23 protein-coding genes are annotated in these 26,562 nt (G+C 57.8%); 3 read left to right on the forward strand and 20 right to left on the reverse strand.

What is annotated here, in order from left to right; genetic code table 11:
* Positions 1-9: 9 nt before the first annotated feature.
* From P9292_RS02585 to P9292_RS02595, 3 genes are all read right to left on the reverse strand, one after another.
* On the reverse strand, positions 10-978 hold the full coding sequence (locus P9292_RS02585; RefSeq protein WP_244797460.1) for a hypothetical protein: 969 nt from the start codon (positions 976-978) through the stop codon (positions 10-12).
* Between the two features lie 152 nt (positions 979-1,130).
* Complete coding sequence (locus tag P9292_RS02590; protein WP_244797459.1) at positions 1,131-1,832, reverse strand: hypothetical protein; 702 nt, start codon at positions 1,830-1,832, stop codon at positions 1,131-1,133.
* 51 nt (positions 1,833-1,883) lie between these two features.
* Complete coding sequence (locus tag P9292_RS02595; protein WP_244797458.1) at positions 1,884-2,198, reverse strand: hypothetical protein; 315 nt, start codon at positions 2,196-2,198, stop codon at positions 1,884-1,886.
* Positions 2,199-2,341: 143 nt separating this feature from the next.
* On the opposite strand from P9292_RS02595, the gene P9292_RS02600 reads away from it, so the two are divergent.
* Entirely contained in the window at positions 2,342-3,031 is a 690-nt protein-coding gene (locus P9292_RS02600) for an endonuclease NucS domain-containing protein (RefSeq protein ID WP_244797457.1), read from the forward strand.
* Positions 3,032-3,085: 54 nt separating this feature from the next.
* On the opposite strand, the gene P9292_RS02605 is transcribed toward P9292_RS02600, so the two are convergent.
* The 8 genes from P9292_RS02605 to P9292_RS02640 all read right to left on the reverse strand — a co-directional run bounded on the left by P9292_RS02605 (position 3,086) and on the right by P9292_RS02640 (position 9,098).
* Positions 3,086-3,610, reverse strand: coding sequence for a hypothetical protein (locus P9292_RS02605; protein WP_244797456.1), 525 nt, complete (start codon positions 3,608-3,610; stop codon positions 3,086-3,088).
* 186 nt (positions 3,611-3,796) lie between these two features.
* Positions 3,797-4,540: a hypothetical protein gene (locus P9292_RS02610; RefSeq protein ID WP_309957955.1), complete on the reverse strand. Its 744-nt coding sequence runs from the start codon at positions 4,538-4,540 to the stop codon at positions 3,797-3,799.
* Complete coding sequence (locus tag P9292_RS02615) at positions 4,491-4,961, reverse strand: hypothetical protein (protein WP_309957957.1); 471 nt, start codon at positions 4,959-4,961, stop codon at positions 4,491-4,493. Before P9292_RS02615 ends, P9292_RS02610 begins: the two co-directional genes overlap by 50 nt.
* Before the next feature lie 144 nt (positions 4,962-5,105).
* Positions 5,106-6,224 (reverse strand): hypothetical protein, encoded by a 1,119-nt coding sequence (locus P9292_RS02620; protein WP_244797453.1) that lies wholly within the window; start codon positions 6,222-6,224, stop codon positions 5,106-5,108.
* Between the two features lie 22 nt (positions 6,225-6,246).
* Complete coding sequence (locus P9292_RS02625; protein ID WP_244797452.1) at positions 6,247-6,756, reverse strand: hypothetical protein; 510 nt, start codon at positions 6,754-6,756, stop codon at positions 6,247-6,249.
* 191 nt (positions 6,757-6,947) lie between these two features.
* The gene (locus P9292_RS02630; RefSeq protein WP_244797451.1) at positions 6,948-7,298 is read right to left on the reverse strand and encodes a hypothetical protein; all 351 of its coding nucleotides are present in this window, start codon (positions 7,296-7,298) and stop codon (positions 6,948-6,950) included.
* Positions 7,299-8,193: 895 nt separating this feature from the next.
* Complete coding sequence (locus tag P9292_RS02635) at positions 8,194-8,379, reverse strand: hypothetical protein (protein ID WP_244797449.1); 186 nt, start codon at positions 8,377-8,379, stop codon at positions 8,194-8,196.
* A gap of 14 nt (positions 8,380-8,393) precedes the next feature.
* Complete coding sequence (locus tag P9292_RS02640) at positions 8,394-9,098, reverse strand: hypothetical protein (RefSeq protein ID WP_244797448.1); 705 nt, start codon at positions 9,096-9,098, stop codon at positions 8,394-8,396.
* A gap of 159 nt (positions 9,099-9,257) precedes the next feature.
* On the opposite strand from P9292_RS02640, the gene P9292_RS02645 reads away from it, so the two are divergent.
* Positions 9,258-9,629, forward strand: coding sequence for a hypothetical protein (locus P9292_RS02645; protein WP_244797447.1), 372 nt, complete (start codon positions 9,258-9,260; stop codon positions 9,627-9,629).
* A 152-nt stretch (positions 9,630-9,781) separates the two neighbouring features.
* Here the strand turns inward: P9292_RS02645 and P9292_RS02650 are convergent, their stop codons facing one another.
* From P9292_RS02650 to P9292_RS02660, 3 genes are all read right to left on the reverse strand, one after another.
* On the reverse strand, positions 9,782-10,852 hold the full coding sequence (locus P9292_RS02650; protein WP_244797446.1) for a hypothetical protein: 1,071 nt from the start codon (positions 10,850-10,852) through the stop codon (positions 9,782-9,784).
* A gap of 203 nt (positions 10,853-11,055) precedes the next feature.
* Entirely contained in the window at positions 11,056-11,952 is an 897-nt protein-coding gene (locus tag P9292_RS02655; RefSeq protein WP_244797445.1) for a helix-turn-helix domain-containing protein, read from the reverse strand.
* A gap of 33 nt (positions 11,953-11,985) precedes the next feature.
* Positions 11,986-12,465: a DUF2726 domain-containing protein gene (locus P9292_RS02660; protein WP_244797444.1), complete on the reverse strand. Its 480-nt coding sequence runs from the start codon at positions 12,463-12,465 to the stop codon at positions 11,986-11,988.
* Positions 12,466-12,601: 136 nt separating this feature from the next.
* Here P9292_RS02660 and P9292_RS02665 point away from each other — a divergent pair, with 136 nt between their 5' ends.
* Positions 12,602-13,099, forward strand: coding sequence for a protein-disulfide reductase DsbD domain-containing protein (locus tag P9292_RS02665; protein WP_244797443.1), 498 nt, complete (start codon positions 12,602-12,604; stop codon positions 13,097-13,099).
* An 88-nt stretch (positions 13,100-13,187) separates the two neighbouring features.
* On the opposite strand, the gene P9292_RS02670 is transcribed toward P9292_RS02665, so the two are convergent.
* The 6 genes from P9292_RS02670 to P9292_RS02695 form a co-directional block, all read right to left on the reverse strand.
* Positions 13,188-18,722, reverse strand: a complete 5,535-nt coding sequence (locus P9292_RS02670) for an AIDA repeat-containing protein (protein ID WP_309957961.1) — start codon at positions 18,720-18,722, stop codon at positions 13,188-13,190.
* Between the two features lie 166 nt (positions 18,723-18,888).
* Positions 18,889-20,268: an autotransporter strand-loop-strand O-heptosyltransferase gene (locus P9292_RS02675; RefSeq protein WP_244797441.1), complete on the reverse strand. Its 1,380-nt coding sequence runs from the start codon at positions 20,266-20,268 to the stop codon at positions 18,889-18,891.
* Positions 20,269-20,590: 322 nt separating this feature from the next.
* On the reverse strand, positions 20,591-21,970 hold the full coding sequence (ltrA, locus tag P9292_RS02680) for a group II intron reverse transcriptase/maturase (protein WP_244797440.1): 1,380 nt from the start codon (positions 21,968-21,970) through the stop codon (positions 20,591-20,593).
* A 499-nt stretch (positions 21,971-22,469) separates the two neighbouring features.
* On the reverse strand, positions 22,470-23,198 hold the full coding sequence (locus P9292_RS02685) for a hypothetical protein (RefSeq protein WP_244797439.1): 729 nt from the start codon (positions 23,196-23,198) through the stop codon (positions 22,470-22,472).
* A 529-nt stretch (positions 23,199-23,727) separates the two neighbouring features.
* Positions 23,728-24,918, reverse strand: coding sequence for a hypothetical protein (locus P9292_RS02690; RefSeq protein WP_244797438.1), 1,191 nt, complete (start codon positions 24,916-24,918; stop codon positions 23,728-23,730).
* Between the two features lie 112 nt (positions 24,919-25,030).
* Positions 25,031-26,146: a hypothetical protein gene (locus P9292_RS02695; RefSeq protein WP_309957966.1), complete on the reverse strand. Its 1,116-nt coding sequence runs from the start codon at positions 26,144-26,146 to the stop codon at positions 25,031-25,033.
* Between the last annotated feature and the right edge of the window lie 416 nt (positions 26,147-26,562).

Genomic DNA, 26,562 nt, shown 5'->3' on the forward strand with positions numbered 1-26,562 from the left:
TTACGTTGATCAGAAAAGGCTCAAGCGATACTGATCGCCAACGGCTGGCTTTGCTTGCTTCTCGGCTTTTGACATCCATCGAGTCATTTCCGACGATCGGTGAGCTATCGTATTCGAGACACCGGCCCGGAAGGCTTTTACTCGAGAACCATAGTCCCAACTCATGCTATCAACGCTAGCCACGTAGTCGAGCATTCTGATCTCGTTGAGGCAGGCGCCCTTTACTCCGAAGAGATGAACGCGAGAACCAGGGGGCAGATTTCCTTCCAACGCAGACAGCACTGCATACAAGCCCTCTGTCTTATGATGCAGATCCCGCCGACAAACGGAACCGATACCGATCAGCGTCGGCATAGCCAGCCAAGGAGTCCATCTCTCCCATACGTTAAGCATCAGATCGAGACTCCTGAGATAGTCTGACTTCGAGCGCCCTTGGAGAACCGGAACACACGGCTTGAACATGTTGGCGATCACCCTTGCTGAGCAAGTAGCGGACGCCTGATCTTGCAATGTGTACAAGACGCGCAACGTAGCCTCAAGGAAGGTCGCTGTTGCGTTGATGCGGAAGTCGACCTCTTTGCGATCTGTAGCGATCGCCTCTTCAACACAGCAATCAGGCTGGCTGAACCAACGCGAACCGCACGTCGCCGCAAACGACACGTAGTCTTCGATCGACCAAGGGTAAATTCCCCCGAGGCCAGGCTGGGTGCCTTTGGTCTTCCACGCCAACATGGCGGTGAAGCCTGCCGAGTCCAACGCGAAGTCCAGCTCCGATATATCTGTCGCATTCGGAAATTGAAAACAACTCTTGCTAGCATTCCAGAACGCCGATGCCGATACCATGGCAGGATAGTTCTGATTGAAGGCGTGAAACGCTAGCCGACCGCCTTTGTGAGGAATACCGACCCGAACCATCAAATCGTCGTCCAGTACAGCATTTGCCTGATTGACGGGCAATCCCATCATTTCGTGTGTCATATCTTTCTCCTGAGTTGATCAGAGGTTGAAACCTTGCGGAGGGAGATGACGCACAGAGAAAAGCAAGTTGAGCGAGCGAGCAAAAAGAAAAGCCCTCGATCTCAGAGAGAACGAGGGCAATCGAAGTTAGGCGGCGGCTAGGTTTTTAGCGATCACGTACAGCCATTTGCTGCTCGATCCAGTGCATCGAGGGCGACGGTATGCTGGTCTCCAAAAACAAGATCGCAGGCGCCGTCGTAATCGCAGCCGAACGCGGACATGAGTATCGGCACGTCGTCGCCCTTTTCAGCCCGATGGAGGCGCTCTGCGAGCTCCGCAAACGTACAAATCTCAGGGCCGAACCGAACGGCAAGCTTTCGTCCGTCAGCGTCGTACTGAACTGCACGCTCTGTATCCGTTCTGACCCAGCCACCGAGTCCGGTGACTGCCGGAACGGATCGCCCGCTCTCCACGTGAATACTCCAAGGTGCTCTTCTCAGCAGATCACGGAGCACGAGGAGGCGGGCGTCGTTCTCCGCCGAGCCTTGGCCCTGGGAAACCGACAACTCGCGACGCTTGACCTCTTCCAGGAGCGCTCGAAACTCGCGCTCCGTCATCGTCTCGACGCCCACACGTTCCCGGATCAGTTGCTCGAAGGACGCGGCATCGCGTGGGAGGTCAAACTCGGTGGGAAACGACTCGGGCAGCGGTCCACAAGCCCACACGACTCCGCTTCTATCCGCCAGCAACAGGTTTTTCCCACGCAACCACAGTTCGAGTTGCTCCTGCGACATTTCGCTGCTGATCCACAGGATGCGATCGTCAGTCTCGTCAGTTGCACCATTGAACCCACTCAGCATCACTTCGTACTTCATCGGTATCGCCCCTAGAAAGATTCTGGTCTGGTCCTCACAAACGTCGACATTTCAGGCTGTGGCCTGTAGAAAGCTCTGCACGTCGTTACGTATGAGACGCTGACAGGCTTCTGGCATGTCGCTGAGTCCGACCCGACGGCCGAGATGACGACCGGGGGCGGCTGTACAGCACATACCGATTCCCAGCGGGTGATATGGATTAGCATCCATACCGCGTGCGCCGAACAGGCCGTTGCGCTCGGGCTCGAACATATAAACTGCGGTGTAGCGATCGGCTGTCTGCCCGCCGTTGTCGTAGATTCGAACCTTCTTGGCTATCATCTCGGCAACTGCTGTCGACTCCTGACGTTGGATAATCAGTTTCATCAATGCTTCTCCTGGGTGAATTGAACATGCACCTCGGTATGCGGAACAGCACTCTGTATTTGCCCATGTCCCTGGTCTCACCCGTACAGGCTTGCCTTCTTGCAACGACGCAATACCAATACCAAGCGGAGAAAGAAGTCCATATGACGACAATGGCTCAAGCGATCCGGCAATACGTTCAAACGTCACCTACTGGCGTCACGTCGGCGGATATCAAAACCCATATCAACGCGCAGCACCCTGGTCGTTGGACACCGGGGACGCTCACTGCCCACCTGTACGGATGCGCGGTCAATCAACCAAAGGCCTACCGCCACCATCCGTCGGCCGAGAAATTTCTCTACAAGACAGACGACGGCAGGTTTCAGATATACGACGAGGCGATCCATGGCCCGAACGTGTGGGCGCCCGGCGCCGGCGGAAATGAGATCGATGACGAAGAGATCGAGCAGTTGATCGAAACATCGATCAGCCTTGAACGTGACGTGGAAGAGCACCTCATTCGAAACCTCGAGTCGCTGGAGAAAGGGCTCCGGTTCGTCGGCCGACAGGAAGTGACAGAGGTCGGGCGCATCGACATACTTGCCGAGGATGCGAGCGGCCGGCGGGTGGTGATCGAGCTGAAGGTCGGCGAGGCAAAAGACGCGGCGATCGGGCAGATTGCACGCTACCTAGGCTACTACGCGCGAACCGACGGGAAACCTCCCCGCGGGATGCTCATTGCGAGCGAGTTCCCTGAACCGGTTCGCTATGCGGCCGAAGCGGTCCGCGACCTGGCGCTCATCACCTACAGGGTTCAGTTCGCTTTTGATCGCGCCACCCTCGAATCCTGAGCCAGCCCGCTCAAAAGAAAACCCCAGGCCGAAGTGGCACTGGGGCGGGTAGCGTTAGGCGTCGATGTCAACATCCTCTGCGTGGGCTTTTGCTTTGACCGCGAGCAGCAAGCGCTCGCTTTCGTCGAACGACGCGTCGACAGCATCTACAAACGCTTTCACTTCATTTCCGAGATCGGCGACGCAATGATGGAACATCTGCGGCCGTTCGGCGATCTTGCGCAGCAGAGATAGCATCTCCGCAGATTTGGCGGTGACCAGCAGATCTTTCATCGATTGGTCCAACACTGGCTCACCACTCACCCGGATGGGTGCATCCCCGTGGGAGATCTCGTGCGAATCGTCGATCTGCTCCATCCGGTCAAATACCTGCACCACACCCAACGCGGCCGCCGCGGTCATGGACCCATCCAGGTCGAGATACTCGTGCAACCTGGCTTCGGCTTTGTCGAAATCCTCCGCGGCTACGAGGTAGCGTTGGCTGACGCGGTAGTCCAGCGTTCGATTGATCGGGAAAAGCACCCGAGAGGGCTCGATCATCTCGTTTTGCTGAGCGGTGCTGCAAGATTGCACATTCATTCTTCGGCTCCTGTGAGTTGAATGGAAAATTCCCTGCCCAGCGAAATGCAACACACGCGTCTACAAACAGGTGACCCACGTGCAGATGACCATCACTCAATGGCCGCGTCCTGCTTCACCTGACAAGCGAGAAAAAGCCCCTACAACCTTGCGCAGGTAGTAGGGGCGCGGATAGCTCTTGAGGCGCTACAGTGGAATGACCTTGTAGTCATCCAGGACGCAACTGCCGGACTTTTTCAGCTCCTTTTTGATCTGCTCATCGGTGGGATCGGTCATGTAGTAACTCACCTGCCGATCATCACCGCCGCCGGACGGATGAATCCACGCGTCCACGCGATGCGTAAAGCCTTGGCGTTTGTACTTGGCATCAAGCTTCGCCAGCTTTTTCCTCTCCTTCTCCTGAGAAGCGGCAAACTCCGCGTTGAGCTTCGCCATGAAGCAGGATTCGCATTCTCCTTCGCGATTGGTTGACACGCTCGTCGGATCGAACGCGGGCTTGCTGCACTGTTTGCATGGCACGATGCGAACGCCCTCGAGCAACGTCTTCACATCGCTCTCGGTAGCCTGCACAAAAGCTAGCGACTTCTGGTGGAGATGCGCCTTTCCTCCGCCATCCATCATCACGCTGATCTGCAAACCGTAGCCGGGGTACATCCACGAACACGGATCGACGGTTGCAGCGAGCTCAACGCCACCGATGCTCCTCACGACCTTCACATTTTTCAGATTAACCATGCGCTTCTCCTTGGGGTTGGGAAAACTCCTTGCCCCTCGATATGCGATACAGGCGACAGCAAGGCAGGGGGTGCTGTTGGGGCGTCGGGCACAAAAAAGCCCGCCGTCCCTGTGGACAGGCGGGCCGTATGTGCCAAGATTCAGGTCAACGCGCGGCGGGCACCGTCTTCCGGCCATTCCCGTCAGCGTCAGCAACGACCAGTTCGACCGATTCACGCGTCAAGACGGCAACACCCTCTTCGGTGACCTGGTATCGAGACCAGTTATCGTTTTGTCGGATGCAGCAGTACGGGCGACCGTCACGCACGTGAAGAGACACTTCACGATCGCTTCGATCGAGTGAAAGCTTGCCCGTTGCAGTCTCGACTTCGCCAGGGTAAAAATCCTGGAGGCCAGATCGACCAGTTGAATAGTCGATCAACTCTCCGAGAATTTCGCAGACGTGGAACTTTGCGTCGCTGGCGGCTTGCTCTGATACCTGAGACACCGTTCGCATTTCCAGCAGCGATGTTTCCAGCGCCGAATATTCGGTACGCAACCAGTCCGGAACGTTTCCCCCGAAGGCGTCCAGCATGGCCTGCGCAGCACTGTTTAACCGCGACACTGCATCTGTCATGAGCAACGTTCCTTGCGCTTCGCAGTTTCCCATTACGATCTCCTTTGACGATAGGGGTTTTGACTGGATGCAACGGTGATGTCCCACACAGGACCACAAAAAAAAACGCCGTGTCGCGAGATGCGAGACACGGCGTTGGTTTGGTTAAGCAGATGGGTCTACGACGCCTACACGGACGGTGCACTGCGCGGTTGAAAGTCGGATTCTGTCGACGAGAGATCGAAACGCCAGCTTGTTGCCGGCAAAGAATTCCCGAACGACATCGACCTTGTCCGAAACGCCCTTCACGATACCTTGACCTTCGATCGTAAATGAAACCGGATAGCCATCCCGGTCTCGGTTCACGCGCGTCACGCCAAGCTGCATGATCGATTTTCCCTTGACCCAACCCAGCAGTTCCCTGATGAGCAGTTCTTGAGTCGTCGATCGCATCTGCCTCCGCCGGATCGCATCGGCTCGGGTTCCTTTACCAGCTAGCAAAGCCAGTGCGAAGTTTCGTGCCCGTTCAGCGCGCTGGTAGAGCTTCACCGCTTGTCCCGCCCTACGAACGGACGCGTCGAGGCTCTGGGACGCCCGCTTCGTCATCCGCGTGAACCCGACACCCAAGGGAAAAGAGTGGCCCTTGTTCATCGGATCAGCGCCCAGAGACGACGCGCGTGTGGCTCGCCGCTCAAACTCCGCTGCGCGTGCAAACTCGTCGCGAATGATACGCACGTCGGCCTCGCCCAGGACAACTCCGCCATTCAGCGCAGTGATGATCTGAGCGTCGATCGGGTTGCGATTGTCGAGCGTGCTGAGGTCCACAGGGATCACCGCTTCATCGCGTTCCTCAGACCTATCGACTTGTACGGTCTGCACCTCCGGACTGACTCTGCGCATGTCAGCCGTCGGGGCAAGAGTCCCCCCAGGCTGCCCGACAATCGACCTGTACTGCGTCAGCGCAACGTAGAGCGCCCGTTCGAAATGCACGCCTTGGATCGACTCCCCGCGGACGAGAACTCGCTCGGGCACACCGCCTTCAATGAAGACCATCGCGACGCCTTCATAGGTTTCCGGATCTGGGCCGAGCACGACCGCCCGGACCACCCCTCCGCCTGCAAGTGCGGCGGCGCCGTCCATGTGCACCCGGTCCCAGACTGCCTTCACGTCGGTGGCCTCAATGGGTGCCGATGAGACAGCAAGTTTCCTCACCTGCCCCAACCTCTCCAGCATCCACGCGGGCGGCTCTTGCACAATCATTGCGCTTCCGTTCAGTTCGCTCATTTCGTTCACTCCTCGGTGAGAATTAGCCAGGTGCGAGGAAATGAGCGCCAGCGGCACGTAAGCCGCCGCGAAACGCGGGTACTAAATATTCCGGATCGGTCTGGTCAAGCTCGCCCGGCAGGTAGTAGCCAGCACAAATTACGTTTCGAATGTAACTTCCGATTCCAATCTCCACGCCGTTTTCGAATGATTCCCATGCTTGCTCGCGATCGGGGCGGCTGTCGATCATCGTCGCGATCAGCATGAATTCCGGGCATTCCCTCTCACCGTGCTCAATGTGCAACGCGTGGGATTCCATAATCAGGATCGCATTTTTCCGGGTATTCACCACAAGGCGTCTGTGCTCTCTCGTCCAATGTTCCGTGCCCACTTCCGGCGCGGTGACTTTTTGGGCGACGCGGTGACCACGCTCAGAACCAAAGCCCCAAAGCTCGTCAGTCGACATTACTTTCAGCATGTTCAGATCAGTGAGCGCGCCCAGTTCCTCAAGGGTCATCGTTCTTTTCACGTCCACTGGGCTTCTTTCGTCCATTTCATTCCTTTCCGTGAGCCCGCGGCACCCTTACCGCGACCAGAAACCAGATTATGCGTCCCTTGCACTATGTAGCGGAATAGAGCTCAGCCGCGATCACGTGGTGGACAGGCCCGAGAAAGTGAAAAAGGGGCTGCGACGCGGCAACGTCACAACCCCTGCATCTACGTTTGCACCAGTGTGCGACCTACTCAGCCCTTGCTGTATCGGCGGCCCGGCCCATCGTTATAGGCTACACGACCCGGAGTGAACTTGCCGCTCCACTCGTGCCCCATTTCTTTGACTGCCTTTCGAACGTTGAGCTTGTTCGACGTTCCGCCGCGACTCTCGTGCATCTCGCAATGCTTCTGCTCGACTTTCAGCAGAAACTCGATGTCGTCCTGCGCGACGAGGAGCTTGTCCTGAAGCTTCTTGCGGCCGGAGATCTGCTTCCCGATGATGGCCGCGCAGATGGCTGCAATTGAACTGGTTAGGATGCTACCTACAGCCCCGATGATGGCCGCCTGGACAGCGGCGTCTTGCCAGTGAAGGAAGGTTTGCATGGATCTCTCCTCAAGGTTGCCTTGCAGGAGGGAAATGCGTCACAACAGGCAGTAAGCAGGGCCATCGGTGAGAAGTGCGACTTCCGTCCGTGGCTTCACCACTACCATTAGCTTTGAGGGCGCCAGCTTCAGGATCGCGCGGCAGACCGCGTGCCGCCTCTGGCGGCCTGTTGCTGTTCCCGCTTGTGCAGGCGTCTCACTGCCTTGACTGCGCGGAGATGTCGAATGTCCTCCGCCCAATGGCGACGCTTCAATTCAACGTCTATCTGTTCGCGAAATTCCCGAAGCTGGCCAACGACGCACAAGTGAAGATATGACCAGTCGAAGTTGTCGTTTTGCAGCCGACGGCGCCGGCGCCCGATCGCGTGCGGGCGATGTGCGATTTCCTCGTCGATGAGTCGCAGCGCGTACGTCAATTCGACCTCTGTATGCGCGGGGAGATTGTCGAAATTCAAGTGTCCGTCGCAATGAAGTAGCGACTCGATCATGTCCATGACGCACCTCGTATTTCACGCGCTTGAGATATCGTTATAGATCACAGAACGGCAAAAACCAAAAAGCCCACCATATGGTGGGCTTCTTGGTGCAAGGTCGGCCTCGCGGCCGTTTTTTCAACTCAGGAGCGTCAGAATGCCGTTCGGGCTTTGTCGCCCGGCATGTGAATATTAGACCATCGCCCAGCCATATCAGCAATGAAATTTACCACGGGGTAGTGCGAAAACGGGAATGAATCTACGCAAAAGCGCACGAAATCGCAGCGCGAAAATGGATGCGCCACGTCGTTGCCACTAACACACGCAAGGTTATTAATAAGGATACCCATCGAACTTTGATGGGTACCAATATTATTTGCCTGCTTCCCCAATTTCGCAAAGCAGTGCATCGCGCCTTCCGTTCATTTCACTGCGACGCTGTTGCTACCGCGCTGTACTGTTGCCAGCCCTTGATCGATCACAATTCCCAATGCAATCGGCCCTGGCAACCGGGCCGCTTGGGCGAAAAACTCCTCCAACCTGATGGCAGGGATTTCAACCGTTTCCCCAGCCTCGATCCGGGAGAGAATCTGGTATGCCTGGATCATGTCGTGGCTACCCGTCAGAGCGACATCACGGAACCGTCCGCGGCCTTGCTCTGGATCAGCTTGATTGACGCCGCATCGAGCTGCCGCTCCAGCGTCGTCGCCGTTATCCAAGGCCCCCCTGCACATGCGTTTCCGCATCGCAATGCCCAAAGGTAGGCATTTTTCACGTCTCGCGCCTGCTCGTACGTTCCGGCAACAAGGCCAGCGGCGTCGGACTCTCCAGCGACCCAAGATGCGCGATAAAACGTGACCGCACGGTCATAGTTACGCGGTACTCCGATGCCGTCCCTGAGAATCGCGCCGGCGAGCCGCAGATAGATTTTGGCCTCTTCGGACTTTGCGCCCTGCAAGCCATCGGCCCGCGAGAGGATTGCGGCGGAGAACCTCTCCATCGTTGCCCGCTGGATGTACGAGTCACCCAACAGTTCGCGGGCTGCTTTCACGTCGCCCGCGGCCACCGCCATGCCAAGATGGTTGGTCGCCTGCGCCGCGACCCGCCCCTTCAGATCCAGACAATCGCGATCTCGGCCAGAAAAGATCGTCAGCCCATCACACCCCATCTGCTCGCTGACACCGCTCAGCGCGACATATTTTTGGAAGTCGGTGAGCGTCGCATCATTCGCGGCACGCATCGCCGCCTGCCCGTCGTGGACCTCACCGCAGGCCGACAAACTACATAGCGTCGCGGTCACCACAACCCCCAAGAGATACCTGAGCATTGCATTTCCTTTTTAGATTCTTAACACGTCCCAATAATACTAGATCTATATATTTTGACAAGCGGCTGTTGAAAATCGCCTTACCGTGCAAGGGATGTAGACAGGCCTGTTGCGCATCACTCCCCGCAAGGCCTAACTCAACTCAACAGGAGAAAAATCGTGACAAGCCTGAACGCGAAACCTGCACAGTCACCAGCAGATCTCGCCATCTTTCGCTCAAGCCGAAGCAGCAGCCCGGTCGGCACTGCCATGCGAGCGCATTTGGGAATGAGCGCAACACCGCCGGCGGACTGGCGTGGCGACGCTCCCGCTTTCTCGATGGAACAGGGAAAGATGACCGTGAGGAACTGGGACACGTCCGAACTGCTGCCGGAATTCAAGGGGATCGCATACGACTATATGGCGCGAGCATTTGTGTCCCTCGGCTTCGACGGGGGCGAACGCAGCATCAACTACCTGCTGTCGAGAACCTGCGCAGAGGCGAAGGTCGAAGCGGCAGAGATGAAGAACCGTTTCGACGCAATCCGATAGAAATTTAACCCGCAGCACCAGCCCGCCGTCTCATGACGAGCGGGCCTTTTGTTTTCTCATCTTCCAGGAGGACAGAAGCGGACCCCGCTCCCTTGGCGCCTGTGTGCGAATCCGGGTAGTGACCGTCTGATAGAAGACAGTCGTCCTGTGAGTCAGTAGTCGGCAGGGACGAAGAAATCAGGCTGAGAAAGGCAAAACCAAGGATGCTCAGACGCAAGTGGCCAGGTATCGTTTTCAACCTCCTGCTTAGTCTCGGCACCGATTGGCTCGATGTCTTGTAGAGGCCATCCCGCACGAGCGAGGCCTTTCACTAGCGGCATCTCACAAACGACGCCGGTAGCCCTGAGAAACGGTTGGGTAAATCGCTCATCGTAGGACAAGCTTACTCTTACCCTAGTCGAAGTAGATTTGCATAACTGAAGGATCATGGCTACCGAGACGGGATCACCTGAGAGTGGGTCCGGACCCACATCCCACAGCCGCGATTCGAGTTCAGCGATACTCATCCAACGCGCAACCCTCCGGTTATCGTGCAGTGGACGAAACGCCCCCGAAGCCAGTAAGCGTCGACTCACTTCACCAAGTCTCCGGACAAATTCCTCATCCTTCAAAAGGTAGGTCGTTGGCTCCTTATTTTTATCTTCCTCGCCCCACCTTCGAACGTCCGCCAGAACAACATAGGGCAGATCGAACACCGCTCGCCAAATATCTCGAAGATCAAACTTGATTCTGATTTCAGAGGTCGAAATCCTATACCAAGTTTTGTGCATTAGAAGTAGCTGCTCGCTATCCGCGAATCTGAATGACTTCAGCGGCGCCGTTTCGGTTAGCCAACGACCGCATTTTCTGGAAAGCCCTAAGTAATACGATGGAAGAATCGCCTTAACGGCGGGATGGTCTTCTGTCTTTGCCATTCGCTTGTGAAAGTCTGGCGTAACGTCACGCCTTAACACGCGCCAAACATCAAGCGCCTCGAGCTCGTCAATCGCCTGGCTCAGAGTGGCCCAGTCATGCTGGTGGCCGTATTGTTCCGAGATAAAATCTTCCGGGACGATATCGTCAAATGTCAGGATGCTCCGCAAGCGTCGAGAAGCGACTAACATCTGTTCGCGAACGTCAGGCCATGGTGACAGTTTCAGTTTGAAAGCGACCTCCTTCTGGAGGTCCGGTAGGTTCAGAGCCTGTGCGACGGTCCGCACTTTTGGGAAAACGGTGTCAGCCATATTTGCACCTTTCGAGGAATGATGTCGTTATGCTGGCGCTACCCGAAAGACCTCTAAGTCAGAAATGAATAGTCGTCGACGAGATGCACAAGCGTGGCGTCGCCGTGTCCGCGCTGGCAACACCCATTCGCGACTGGAACCCGCTTACCCGCGAAACAGCTCCCGCGCAGAATACGCTGTTTTTCACGATATGACAGTTCCAGCTACAGAAACAAACGCTCTCCTCCGCGTTGCTCCGTAGCGCCGTCGCTCTGGGCGTCGGGCACGATCGAATTGAACTTGACCTTATAGCGCTCGCAAAGCGCCTGCATCACGTCATTCGGAATCAGTTTGTGGTTTTTGTACAGTCTATACAAGATCGCAGCGATCGAGCGCCGATGCAAAAGCGCGATTTCCGGGATTGGGGTGAGAGCCTGGTACTCTCGCACGAGTCGTTCATCCTCCTCGGAGGGCCACTTGGTGCCCTTTGACTCGAGTCCCGGTTGCTTCTCCGAACCCGCGCTGGATTCTGCCGGGCCAGCAGACGGCTTTTCCGGGGTGGGCGCCGCCGGCCGCATTGGTCGGTCGGTCTGCTCGATCACGCTAGCACCTTTGGCGTCGGCAATCGAGGCAGCGAGGTGACGCCAGGCCGTCCGCTTTTCGCCCTCGGCCGCATGATACTGAACGCTAGCGATAACCTGTAGAGGGCTTACCCCAAGCTCAAGTGCAAGCCGCCAGCTTTCCTCAACCGTCAGCGCAACTTTGCCGGTACGCCACTGGGAGAAAAGGCTTTTGGAGATCCCGAGATATTCAGCCAGCGCAATATCCGCATGGAAACCCTTCGCGGTCTTCAGTCGATCGAGCCAATCACCAGGCGTGAGCAGATTGACTTCACGCGGCACGGACGTATCCGATGCTTCGTGCCTCGCATTCGTCGTCTCTCCGGAAGCATGGATACCCTGTAGCTGGCTAAGGGCCGCCGCCCCGGCCGAGGCGGCCAGCCTGATATTTGATGTCAATTTGAACGTGCCATCGGCGATCGGCTTTCCGAGCTCATCCATGCCGGCGGCCAGGTTGATCAGAATTCTGGTGCTGCGTTGCGAGTGAGCATCAATCGCCATGTCCGTTTCCCCTCGTTCAAATCCAGCGACGCCTTACAGCCCCAAGTCAGAACGAATTTTCGAGATCTCGGGCAAGTTTCGGTAACGGATCGCCTTCACTCCTACCGCCTTCATCAATTCGTCCCGTCGTTTGTCCAACGCCTTCTGCTCTTTCTTATCGTGGGTGGAGTCATCGAGTTCGACGAGAGCAACGACTTCGAAATTCTTGTTGCACACCAGAAAGTCGCCCCGGTTATGTGCGACGGCGTTTCTCGCCTTGGTCTTGTCCACCAGCGCCGTACCCTTAACCTTCAAAAACGCGCCAAACACCACTTGGGGAGCGACCAAGAGTTCACGACCAACGGCCTCTTGCAACCGCCAGAACAGGCCCTGCTCGTTTTCTGTGAGCAACGGTATGGTCTGGTAGTGCTTCGGCGAATATTTCGCACTCGACTGAAGCTTTCCAAGCAGGATGTACGCCATCACCGTTGCAACGACAAAGCACACTGCGATCAGTTTGAAGTCAATTCCCATTTCATTGGTCCGGGCTGAGTTGGCATTTGCAGACGCATCGAAATTTACCAATTCGATACATAACACGTCACTATACAATATTGGTATTCTAAACCGTTTCCGTTGCCGATCATACAGTTACAAAACCGCTATGGGCATGACCTCCCTCACTGACGCTCTCCGCATCACCGTGACTGCTGTTGCCGTCGCATTTCCTTTATGTGCCTGCCCGGTCGCACAGGCTGCCTTGGCCGACAAGGCGCTCGCAAGCGCGCTGGAGGGTCTCGGACCACCACCCCAGGCCAATCAGCTCCTGAGCCCCGAAAAGGCGTTCTCAGCAAGAGCGAGCCTCAATGGGGACCACGTGTCGCTGATCCTCCAGGCAGCGGAGGGATACTACCTATATCGCGATCGAATATCCGTTGTCGCTTCCCTGAAAGACCAGATCGGGCAGCCGGCATTTCCGGATGGTGAAGTGAAGACAGACCAGTTCTTCGGCCGCCAGGTGATCTATCGGCACGGCGCGTATGTGGTTGTGCCCGTGGCGAGCTCCTTTAAGGGGGCGCTGAAGATCAAAGTCACCTATCAAGGATGTGCGGTCGTAGGCGTGTGCTACCCCCCGCAAACGCGTGAATTTTCTTTCGCTCGGCCATAGGCTGTCGTCGCGGCGGGAGAAGAAAAAAAAGCCCGACCTTTCGAAGGCCGGGCTTTTCTATGGCGTTACGCTAGGTCGCTGGCGATCGTTACCACTTCCACTCTGCGCCCGCTTGCACCCCGTAGTCCGCGGTATGACCGCCAATCTGGCCGACGACACGACCGAAAACGGATGCACTCTTTGTCGCTTGCAACGTTCCGCCCAGTGACAGACGGCCCGAGTCACGCTCGGTCGAGGTGGAGAACGCCTGCCAGCTAGCGCCGGGCGCACCGATGAACGACGCTGTCACGGCGTGATCACCACCGTTGAGACGGTGATCCCACGACAGGTCTGCCTCAAACTGCACGGCCTTGCCGAAGACATTGCGCGGCACGCTCTGGAAGCGTACCCCAAGGACACTCGACACAGCGTTGTACGACGTGCTGCCAACGTTCAACGCGATCGTATCGCCCCCTTCGCTAACGCTGTCCTGACCATAGTGACCGATCCGCAGGCCTGCGTACGGCTTCACAGCACCCACGCTGGTTTTGAGGTCGAGCCCGCCTTCGAGGTATGCGGTTTCAGCAAGCGTCGTGAACGAACCGTTGGCCTTCAATGTGGAATCACCGATGGCGACCTTACGATGCTCATTGGTATTCCAGTATCCAAAGCCTACCTCGCCCATAACGTAGGCCGCTGTGGTGCTGGGCATCCACGCGCCGTACAGGACGGCCTGGACACCGTTGATGCGGCTATCCGCATCGCGCGAATTGAAGCTAACGTCATCGGTGCCAAACGAGACTGCGACGCCAGCCTTCGTTGTCGCACCGACGCTGCGATCGTAGCCCACTGCGACGATTGCCGAAGTGTCCTGCCAGCCGCTCGCACCCGTGGCCGGGTCGCTCGAGACGGAATCGTGCTGACCTGCCGCCGCTGCCCACAGACCGTTGCCGCGGTCGATGCCGTTGGTCGTCATGCGTTGCGCGATGAGTTCCTGCATCTGGCTGGTGCGATTCATTGCGACTTGCGTGGTGACGCCCAGCTCATCGCCACTCAGCGAAGTCATGATGCTCTCGGCCTGATCGCGCGATGCAGTGATGAGCGCGGCCGTCAGCGCATTACCGCCGGCTGCATAAATGCTGTTCAGTGCAACCGCGACGCCATTAGCATTATTGGCAGCTCCGGGAAGCACGAAACCTTGACCTGTGAAGCCTGAGTTCTCCTTCAGAGAAAGGGAGATCTCGCCGACGTTATAGCTGACAGTCGGCGTCAGATAGGCAAGGTTCGTCTCGATCACGTTGAACTGACCGGTTTCAGTCCCCGTGTATTTCACAAGCGCGTATTGCGTTGCTGGCGAATACGCACCAGGCGACGCGACGATCCGAAGCGTTGAGCCTTCGGCTACCGTAACGTTGCCGTTCACGTTCGTCACGCCTGCTTGTTGCGGTGTGACAGCAACCTGATACGTCGAACCTGACGCAAACGACAGATTCCCGTTCACGTGAAGACCAGCGGCAGGCATGTCGGCGTGCAGGGTACTTCCCTGAGTGACCTCAAGGTCCGACCCGATCGTTCCAATACCGGCAATCTGTGAGGCCTTGGCCGTAAGCTTGTTCAGCACACCATCAACGATAACCGTACCGGAAGTGGCCGTCGTGCTCGTGCCCAACCCGCCAACTTCAATGGATTGAACGCCACCCGGGAGGACTACCGTCTCCCTTGCCTCGCCGCCAAGATGAACGATCTGCGTACCCGCAATCGAAGCGGACACGGCAATGCCTGTGGCGTCGACTGTCTGGAGACCACCAGCACGCACAAGAGCGTTATCGGCTTCGCCCCCGAATGCAACCTGCTGCGTGCCGCCAGACTCCACCACAGCGTTGTATGAGTAGCCTTCGACATCGCCGTCGACGTACTGCAAGCCGCCAGCCTTGATGATGGCGTTATATGACGCTCCTCCACCGTAAACCGCTTCTACGCCGCCGCTGCCAACGGTTGTGTTCGAAGTTACGCCGCCGGACGCAATGTTTTGTGTGGCGCCGGCGTTCAGGTTCGTGTCCAGTGCCGCCCCGCCCGAATAGACGTTCTGAACACCGCCGCTAGCAACGATGGTATTCGCAGCTATGCCACCCGAGTTGACGCTCTGGGTGCCCCCCGAGCTGACCATGGTCCGGGAAGCTACCACTCCATCTTGCAAGATCTGCGCGCCGCCACTGTTCACGATCGTGTTTGAGGCAACGCCACCGTGCTGAACAAGTTGCGTTCCGCCGCTATTTACCGTCGTGTCAACTGTTTGACCGCCGGAGTGAACAACCTGTAGCCCGGAATAATTTACGGTAGTGTTGCTTGTTACGCCCGAGGCATACACGTTCTCCACGCCACCACTGTTCACGATTGAGCTGATGGCAGTGCCGCTCGCAAGCACTGCCAGCGTTCCCCCATTTTCAAGCACTACGCTGTTCGCCAAGTGGTCATGGATAGAGAACGGCGCCGAGACTCCGCCTGACACGTATGCACCGCTTATCTCTTCGTTAGTGGTCAAATGAAGAACGCCGCCAGCATGCTGAACGATGTTTGTCGCAGTCCCGCCGTCGGCCACCGTAAGTGCGCCGTTGCTGTTGACGACTACGCCGGTGGCAACACCGCCGCCTTGCACATTTAGCGCACCACTTGAGTTGATAGTTGTAGCAATCGCGCCGCCGCCAGTGTGAACGGTAAATACACCGCCATTCTCAAGCACAACGCCGCTGGCGTTGCCGCCACCAACTGAGAAGTAGCTTGTCGAACTGCCAGACACATACATCCCAGTGAGGTTGGAGTCGGTCGAGGCGGCGATTGTGGCGCCTGCGCTTTGCGTGATTCCTGTCGCAGTCCCACCGTCGGAGACATCAAGCACGCCGCCACCGGAGACCACCACGCCATGCGCAGCACCGCCGGACGCAACATCCTGAACGCCGCCCGACTTAATGTATGTTCCGTCTGCTGTGCCTCCTGATGCTACGGTCTGTACCGCGCCTCCATTGACGGTAGTGGTGCTGACCAATCCACCAGCGCCAACGATTTGCGAGCCGCCGGCATCGATAAACACACCGGAGCCAAAGCCACCGGAGACCACGATCTGCTCGCCACCGCTGAGAATGGCACCGCCAACGGCCGTGCCGCCGTTCACATTTTGTGTACCGCCGCTCGATACAGTTGTGTTCGTGGCCGCAGCACCTGACATCACATTCTGCGTGCCGAGATTGTCGACCACGGAGCCCACAGTGATGCCGCCATTTGATACGTTCTGCACGCCGCCTGCTTCGACAACGGTGCCGATGGTCGTTCCGCCAGCGGAAACGTCCTGGGCTCCGCCTGCATTCACGGTGGTTTGATAAGCGGTCCCCCCGGACACGGTTTGATTGCCACCGCCGTTGACATGAGTACCGGTCGTGGCGCCCTGGGGACCCACGACCTCCGTTCCACCATTGAGCACCGTGCCCGTGGCCAAGCCTGCACTACCGATCCACTGAACGCCGCCCGCAGACACTGTCGAGCTGATCGCTTGCCCGCCCCCCGAGATGGTCTCCTTGCCGCCGCCGAGGACGATAGTATCAACAGAACTGCCCGAGGCGATCACTCCTAGCTGACCGCCGCTGCTCACAACCGTTCCCGAGACGACACCGCCTGAAACGATTTGCGAGCCTCCAGATTGCACGGAAGCACTAGTCGCTAGACCGCCAGGGCCGACCGTTTGACTACCGCCCGAGCCAATTGTCGTTTCTTCGGCGACTCCACTACTGTTCACAACTTGCGATCCGCCCGAGCCCACCGAAGTACCGATAGCTACGCCGGATGTAACCGTCTGTTGACCGCCGGCCGAGACAGTAGCACCAGTAGTTTCACCTCCGGATAGAACATTCTGCGTGCCGCCAGAGAGGATCTGTGAGTCGGACACCAAAGCACCGGAGGAGACGTTTTGCGTGCCGCCGCTGGACACCACCGTCGAACTTGCCGTGCCACCGGAGGCAACATTCTGCGTGCCGCCACCCTGCACCACCGAAGAAGTAGCGGTACCTCCCGACGCGATATTCTGGGTACCGCCCGTCGACACAACTGTCGAAATTGCTGTACCACCCGAACCAACGTTCTGGGCACCGCCGCCCGCAACGCTCGTTCCGCTGGCTTGACCACCATCGAGAATTGTCTGAGTACCCCCGCTGCTAACTACTGCATTAACCGACTTGCCCCCTGACGAGACATTCTGCGTCCCGCCGCCGCTCACCGTCGTTGCACTTGCAACGCCGCCTGATAAGACGTTTTCTGTGCCTCCGCTGGAGACCACTGTGCCGATAGCTATGCCCCCCGACGACACGGCCTGCAAGCCACCATCGCTAATGATCGCGCCCGCGGCAACGCCACCTCCGGCGACAGTTTCAACACCACCGCTTTTGATCGTTGTGCTCGTTGCAGATCCGCCCGACACAAGCTCGGTACCACCACCATTGACTATGGTTCCTGTCGTTGACGCGCCAGAGGACACAATCTGCACACCACCGCTGCTGATCACGGTACCCCCAGCGCCGGGACCCGTTGCGGTCGAAGAAGAGTTGCCGCTGACGATCGCGCCAGCCGAGAGGATCTGAATACCTCCCGCGTATACAATGGTGTTGATTGCACTTCCGCCCGCCCACACGCGCTGCGTACCGCCGGATGCGAGCTGCGCACCAAAGGTCTTGCCGCCACCCATGACCAATTGCGAGCCGCCGCTATTGATCAAAGTACCACTGGCAACGCCACCCGACGAAATCGTCTGGCTCCCGCCATTATTCACGGTTGAGCTGAGGGCAACGCCACCGTAGCTAACCACCTGACTGCCACCCGAGCTCACGTTAGCGCTAATGGCCGACCCGCCATAGGCGAGGACCTGCACACCCTTCTCGAGAATTGTCGCGTTGAGGTCAACGTTCGCACCTTGGCTCCCAAGGTTTGCGCCGTTCACATATTCCGTTCCGCCGCCACCGATGAGACCGCTACTCGTGTGCAGAATTCCGCCACCAATGATCAGGTTTTCTGCGACAGCATTGTCCCAGCCATTCATCGTGAGAGTGCCGCCGTTCTCGATAACGAGACCACTGACGTGACCACTGCCCATCGAGAAAGAGTGAGACGTACCGTCTGAGGCAACGTAGATGCCCGACAGGATATTGCCGCTCGTAGAGCTTTTGGCGCCGCCGATGTTCAGCCGCGCACCAGCATGGACAACGAGATCTGTTACCCTGGCGCCAGAAAATCCGACAGTCGGGTCCGACATGGCGAGCCCGCCCCCTTTGCTGACTACACCCCCGCTCACTTTCCCACCATTGCCAACCAGCAAGTTACCGCCGCTGTTTGCGATACCGCCGTTGACAACCGTGCCGCTTTGGACGGTTACGTTGTCCAACTCTCCGGTGCCTGAGACGTTATATTGATCTCCTGGCATGATGACCACATTCGAGATGGCCCCATTTGTGAGCGTGGTAGTTGCTGCCATAGCTGGGTCGACGGCGATGGCCGTCTTTAACAGGACCGCCGACATCAGCAGCCTGACCAGCCGAGGCACGCTCGCTTTGCGCAGGCCGAACCGATGAACGCAATACTTGCGTCGATAGGTCAAACGCTTCATTGAGATACTCCAAGAGGGAGAGATGGATTTGGGACGGGGCGTGTGCCAGCCCGCTCCGTATGCACTGCTAAAGCCAAATGGCCACGCGTATCAACCTGATCGCTCTTGAGGCGCAACAAGAAAGCTGCCGAAGCCGTTTTTTGGTCGCGCCGCGCGGCCACATGCGTTACTGCGAGATTTCGACTTCCTTCGCCCGGTCAGCGAAGGAAGGAATGGTCCTGATGACTCTCTTCACCTGCTCCGGCGTGATCAGCCGGGTGCACTCGAACTGCTGCGGTGTACCTGCCTTGCGCGGACACCACATGAAATCGCTGTGATCGAACAGTTCCTTTGGGTCGTTCCAGCATGAGTTGCACGTGTGGTAATTGATCACCCTATAGGGCGTGAAGAATTCATTCGTGGGATGTGTGAAACCACTGATCATTACGACAGGAACACCCGTCGCCCACGCCAGCCAGGACAGACCACTCGATAGCCCGATGAAAAATTCAGCGTGCCTGATCCAGCGTGCGCGCTCCGAAAGTGGCCGATCGCCGGTCTGGTCTTCGCAACCATGCGGAATGTGGTTCCATATAACGCCCGAACCATGCGCCGGCTTCTGATCGATGCAAATGACCCGGTAGCCTTCCGACTTCAAAAACTGAATCACATCGCGCCAACCTGTCACGCTGTTCCAATACTTGCATTGCGTCGACGCTTGCGTAGCAATGACGACATACTTCTCTGAAATCGGACGCGTCTCATCAGGGATGTGCAGCAATGGGCGCTCCTCCGTTGGATCGACACCAAGGATGTAGCCCGCGGTGCGATGTAGGCCAACGAGGCGGAAATCGGAGGGCTGGTGCCTGTTATCGGAGTCGCTGAAGAAGAGACCGATACGATAGGTTGCGTAGTAGCTGTCGACGTTCACCTCTTCCGGCGTGCACAAGCGGATCGTCGGGTACATCTTCTCGAAGAGGTGAATAAGCGGCTTCGCCATCGAGACGGTGAGCTTGCAGCCGTGCTGCTTTTCAAACTTCGCAGCGTAAGGAAACCACCCCATCGTGTCTCCAAGCGTGCCGACGGGCAGCTCGATCAGCACTTCCTTGCCTTTGAGATCCATATGGTGCTCAAAAACCTTTTTGTTTTCCTTCCAAACCTCAACTTGAAACGGCACGAAGTACTTCTTGGTGCTACTTGCTCCACCGGTTTGCCCATCTGGAGTCGAGATGGGCATTTCAAACAGCGTTACGTTTGCTTCGGAATCGCGAACCACCACACGCCACTCTCCGGACGGCACAGAAACGCGACAACCGTCATTGAAATCAAAGCGGATACCCTCTGGCCCAGCCTGCGTGCACATCCTTGCCGGCGCACGGAAGCAACTCGACTCGGCTTTGGCGGAAACTACGGAAAGGTGCGATTCCGACTTGACGAAATTAACTACAGTCTCACCCTTCGGTGCTGTCGCGGAGAGATCGGACTTGCTTTGTTGGGAATCGGTCGCGGTAGTTGCCAGAGCCGGGTTTGCCATGCTGAATGCCTCAGAAATGTTGGGGCGCGTCACGCTGCCCCGCCATTTCCCAGATGCACCCTTGGTCGGAAAATCGGCCCTGCCGCATGCAGGCGACCCAAATAAACCGGCTTATCGGTCAGATAGCTCCGGGTTTGGTAGAGGCACGCGGCACGGGTCAGGCCAAACGCAAACATTTTGTATCGCCCTAATACATACCGTGTAGCGATAATACTGATAGATTCTTAGGCATACAAGCAGTTTGCATATTTTGTAACGCCTACGTTGCGAGATTCGTGATCGGGATAGGGGCAGGCCTCACGGCCCGACCCCTCCCACACCACCGTGCGTACGGGTCCGTACACGGCGGTTCGGATCAGTTGATCGGCGAGGGACCCACCGACGGAAGACCCAGCGAACGGAAGTAACGATTAGACAACGCCTTGCTCAGTGCCGGGCTGCAACTCAAACGCCATGCACTGTGTGACGACCCGGCTGTCGAGGCAGCAAGGTTGCGGCTCACCCCACGCGCCGTCAGTTCCCGGAATCGGGTGCGACCGCGTTTCCACTGCTTCCAGAGAAAGCAGCGAAGGCGACGGCGAATCCATTCATCCAGTTGGTGCAGTACGCGAGGCGTTTCACAGAAGCCAAAGTAGCCGCGCCAGCCCGTCAGATATCGTTTCAGCGAGCCGATCATCTGGTCGACACTGATCCCACACGAGCGTTTGGTCAGTTCCCGGATGCGTTCCTTAAAGCGGGCCAACGCCTTAGGCGCTATACGCCGTTTAGCGTGTGCCTGCATAGCGAACGTGAATCCAAGGAACTTGCGCGTATGTGGCCGTGCGACCGCGCTCTTCGCCTCATTGACCTTCAGCTTCAGCTTGCCGGTAAGGAAGGCCTTCAGGCCCGCCATCACCCGCTGGCCCGCGCGTGCACTGCGTACGTAGACGTTACTGTCGTCGGCGTACCGCACGAATCGCAGTCCGCGTCGCTCAAGCTCGCGGTCGAGATCGTCGAGCAACAGATTGGATAACAACGGCGACAGGGGACCGCCTTGGGGCGTACCTTCGTCCGTTGCGCCAACCAGCCCGTTTTCCAGCACACCCGCCGCCAGGAAGGAACGGATCAGCTTCAGGACTCGCCTGTCGCCGACACGCTTTGCTACCCGGCTCATCAGGATATCGTGGCTCACGCGATCGAAGAATTTCTCGAGGTCCAGATCTACAACCCATCGATACCCCGACTGGATGTAGCTTTGCGCCTTTGCCACGGCCTGATGCGCCGAGCGTCCCGGACGGAAGCCATAGCTGGAATCCGAGAACGTCGGGTCCCACCGCTTTTGCAGCACCTGCAACACCGCCTGCTGGACGAATCGATCAAGCGCAGAGGGAATGCCGAGTTTGCGCATGCCACCTCCGTCCGGCTTGGGTATCTCGACCCGTCTGACAGGTTGCGGCCTGTACGTGCCGCTCAGCAGCGCGACCCGGATCGACGGCCAGTGCTCGCGCAGGTACGCCGGCAACGCCTGAACCGTCATGCCGTCCACGCCCGGTGCACCCTTGTTCGCTTTCACACGCTTCAACGCCTGCTTCAGGTTCTCCCTTTCACAGACTTCTTCCATCAGTCGGTCACTAGCCGACGGGCTTTCAGACTCGGGGTTCGCCGACATAGGTTCAGCCCCTCGATCAGCAGCCTTCAGGGCTTCACCCTTGCCTCCGCTGTCGAGGACGCGTTGCGTTTTCTGCTGCGCTCCCATGTCGAGTTCTCCGGCTTACTCGCCGCTCCTTTCCGTTTGGGCCTTCGGGCGTCGCCGCCCTACTATGCCCGCTGCTGACTCCTGCACGGCGATCAACGCCCCTTGCGGAGCGTCCAGTCCTGATTCCAGGACACCGCACAGGCCTCCCGAGGTAAGCTCAACCGCCTTCACCACACACCTGCCAGATCTACCACCCCGTGCTTTGATGGTTGTGGACTTCGCGATCATTTGCTCGCTCGTCCGCCCGGGTAGGCCTCATATCTGGTTTCTGTTCGTCAGGTCATGGCTTTGCTACACGCTTCCTTCAGACCCCGCCTCACGACGACGCCCTTGCGTTTCACTAGTCCTTCGCCCCATCAGGCTGGACAGGGGACTTGCACCCCCAAGCTGTTGCGCATGCTCGGCGCACAAAAAAAAGGCCACCTACCAAGGGTAAGTGGCCTGTTGTCGTGCCGTTCTTTCTATACTTCGACTAGTAGCCGGCCGCGGCGTCGCAAATTCAGTTCGAAGCGCACGCAGCAATGTTCTTGGCAACCAGTGTGGTTGCAAAATCCGTGAAACGCTGGACCTTCCGAAGGTCTTTCTCGGTTTTAAAGCACGCGCCGATCATCTCCATTCGAAGCTCCTTAAGCTCTTCGGGCGTGTCGGTGTTGAGTCTTAGCTTGGCGTTGTAAAGGCCCGTGTACCCATTACAGGCCGCGAAGGCTTCCGCCTGCCGCGCCGCCAGGAACGCAACAATACCTGTGAATGCTACGTTGATCAGATTGTCCGTCTCAGGCCTCTTGCCCATGAGATCGTCGACAACCATCATCGCCGGACTAACACAGTCTTCGCTCATGTTTAAATCGCCTCCCGTGCTGGCCTGTATCACCTGAGAAGCAGCGGCGGCAGTGACTGCGCCGACAAATATCTTGGCGCCCGTCTTTGCGAGATCCGACTTGAACTCCGCGTTGGAGCGCTCCAGAATCTTTTCGCCCAACTCTTTCTCGGCTTTGCGCTTGTCGTACCAATCGCAACTCTGCTTTCGCAGGCCGTCAGGCAGGTCTTTCGGACAAAATATGCTTTCTTCCCCGTGAGCGACCGGGCAGAACAGCATGAACGCTTGCATGGTAGCCAGAAGGAGTATTTTTTTCATTTTTGACAAGACTCGACGATATTCTTGATTTCCCCCGCCGTTAGCGAACGACCAAGGGTTTTGGCTTTGCGCTTCACAGATGCTGGAATGCATGACATCTCTGCGCTCCCCTGTATGGCGACCGGCGACGGACGCGCAGATGGCAGTCCGTCCGCGAGGTCGGAGGGCATTGTAGCCGCTGCACTCGGTTGAATTAGGCCAGCACGCACTTGTACCTCGTGCATAACTCGCGCTCCGTTAAGCCCTGCTTCTATGCCAGCCTGGAGAGCCCGCTCACGCTCTTCGGCAGACGAGGCCTTTACCGTACAGCGCTGCCGTTCGTTGTCATACACCGCGCATTCGTAGTACGCACTTCTCTCGGAGACGCCACCAAGTGATCCGGGCTGGCCCGATGGAGCACTCACCTGCCCATACGGACCGGTTATTGGCAAGTCGCCGACGTTCCGACCGCTGCTCGTGACCCGCGCCGCCGGATGATTCTGGACGGCACCTGCCACCGCTCCGCCCGTCGCAAGGCATTTTCCCGAAATGGGGTCTTGTATAGCGCAGTTCGATTGTGCGGCTGCGCCTGCCGTAAAAGCCATGCCAAACGTAGTCAGGAGGATAGGGATCGAGTATTTGGTCATTTTCCACTCTCTGATTCGCTCAGAAGTGAGTTCAGGTCAGCAACAGTTTTGGCGGCAGAGCCAACGTCCGTCATCATCCGGATCGCTACCTGGACGGCTTGACGTTGCTCGTCGGTAAGATGCTGGCCCGGCGCATGTCGTGGCGCAGCTTGCTTCAGCGACTCGATTTCGCTTCGTAGATCCTTACCTATACCCAACTGGCGTGTGTATTTCCTGTAAAGCGACGCCACGTCCTGAAGCGTGAGCGAATCGTGCTCCGGCCTGATCGAATCGGACGTTGTCCAGTAGCCGCAGGCCGCCGAGCTGATTGCGGCCATACGGATCACGTACTTGGGATCGCTTTCGATCGGTGCGCCGCGGAACATGCGATTAAGCGCAACCTCGACCTTCAGATCTCGCTCTTGGATGTCGTGCCATTCTTCGATGCCCAGAAGGCGCACCAGCGTGCCTGCGTGCTTCGCTACGAAGTCGCGAGCGCCCGCACCGTCGGCCGCAGGCTGGGTCATTTCTTCTGAGGCGCCACAGTCTCCGCCAAGGACGTATTCGCGGATCAGCGCCATACAATAGCCATCGGCTTTCGCTGTCGCTCCACTCAGTACTGATTCATCCAGCGGCTTGCACATTCGCTCGACAGCGGCTCGTACTTCGTTGGGTACAGCACGTCGGCCAGATCGAGCGAGGCCCTGCCCTCTGATGCCCTCCGCCGCTTCCTGCGCGGTCTCGGATTCCCCGGTGCAGCCAGTACATTCAGTCGCGCCTGCTGCAATCTCACCAGCGTCGTGCGAACCGTTGCACTCGGGCACCAAGGCACCGAAAACACTCACCATACGGCTGGCTGAGCCCGAAGTGACGAGCGCTGCGTGGGATGCGAGGGGTAAGGCTTCGATCTTCGAACGCATACGGCCGAAAATTGCGAATAGCGCTTCGGGATCGCTGTAGACATCTTCAGGAAATGCCGTCTCCAGTTCGAGCAGCCGGCAAAGCAGCTTCAGGCGCGTCACAGTATCTGCATTGAGCCTTGTGTCCGACTTGACTGCCGGCGCCGCTTCCCGATGGATCGTCGAGGCGAAAGCGAGCATGTCAGCATAGTGCGCAGGCATGCCATGCGCCTGAAGGTACTGGTCCACCGTCGGGCGTACGGCATTCAATTCGGTTAAAACGTCGTTTATAGGGCGCTCGATGCTCACCGTGCCTCCAATGTGTGGGTGTCTTTCGCCATTCATCTTGCGGCGATTTTTGAGATAAGCCCGGTGTAGTCCGGCCAATCTCGATCGACTCGTGCCGGACTTCGCGTCGCGATCAGTTCATGGCTACGGCTGGCGTCGCCTTCTGGTAGGTAGAGTTCACGAGACTCGACCAGCCTGCTGAAACCTTCGTCGAGTCAGCGGCGACGAACATGCCGTTCTCCCACACCGCGCGCAGGACCGAGCCCTGGCTTGCGAATCGGGGCTGAGCCTGATATTTCTTCGAAACCGCGTCGACCACCTTTTTGAAGTCGACCTGTGTCGCCTTCAGAACACGGAACGCCGCTTTGAGCTGCCCGGTCGCAGGATCGAAGTTGAAAACGGCAGCCTTTGCGACCTCATCGCCCGCGATGGGTGCATATGCTTCCGCGCCTGCCACCGATCCGTCGAGGCGCTTCCACCCCAGATTGCCGTTTTCGCGATAGAGATCCTTCGCGCTGAGCTCGGCCGGCGCCTTGCCGAAGAAAACTGCCGGGTCGTTGCCCTCGGTGATCTCGTAGTCGCCCGAAGTGCTGTTGCCGAAAACGCCACCGACGTTGTCGACAGCGGACTTCACCGCGCCCGACACAGCACCCGAAACGGCCGTTCCCGCGCCATTCGTCAGGCCGCCCGTGACAGCATCAGCCATCGTGCCGTTGTGATAGACGGGACGCGCATATTGGTTTGCGCCCTGCGGCTGGCCATTTACGCCCGAGACGATTCCGTTCATTGCCGCGCCTTGCATGAGATCGCCGATGCCGCCCGCGCCGCCGGTGATCGAGCTGATGTTCATCTGGACAGCCATGCCACCCATCGCGTCCTGGGCAACCTTCTTCAGATCAATGAGCGGCGCCGATTTCTCGTGCTGGAGTTGCGCGTTGCGCATCAGAAGCGCGTTTTCCATCGACCCCCACTGGTTATTCAACTGCGCCTGAAATGCAGCCTTCGATGCCTTGTCCATCCCGGTGGTCTGCGTTTCGACCGCGTTGAAAAACTTCGCGCGTTCGGCTTCCAGGTCACTAGGCTTGTCGGCGCCCATGATCTTGCTGCCCAGCTTGCCCGTCGCCTGATTGACGACCGACATTGCTGCCTGAAACACACCCATGAACTGCGCGTGCGCCGGTGCGCTGGAAACCAGCATGGCTGCGCCCGTTGCCAGTGTCAGCTTGCCGATGGTCTTCACCTTCATCATTGCTTTCCCCGTTTGCGTTGTGTGTGAAACCCCGAGTCTTCCGGCGGACAGGGCCTCCTTGTGATCGACACGTCCGCGTTTGCGTGTCCCCATCTCGGTAACGATACATAACACGTACACATAATACGTATAGATTGTTTAGACATGCAAGTCGTTTTTTAGCAAGCCCATGCTGGCGTTTCATAGTGTCGGCATCCCCCCCGCCGCCGAGCGCCGATGAAACGAGCATGCCGCCCCGATACCAAAGGCCAAAATGCGTATTCTCATCGATACAAATAGGTCCTATACTTGATTTATTGCAAGCAAACTATGCATTAGCCCTAAATCAATAGTAGGGTCGTACCAAATCCAGTGCTTGCACACGCATAAAATATTGGTAGATAATCAAGTTTGACAGGAAATTTCTACGAATAAAC

The organism is Caballeronia sp. LZ001, assembly GCF_031450875.1.
Lineage (GTDB): Bacteria > Pseudomonadota > Gammaproteobacteria > Burkholderiales > Burkholderiaceae > Caballeronia.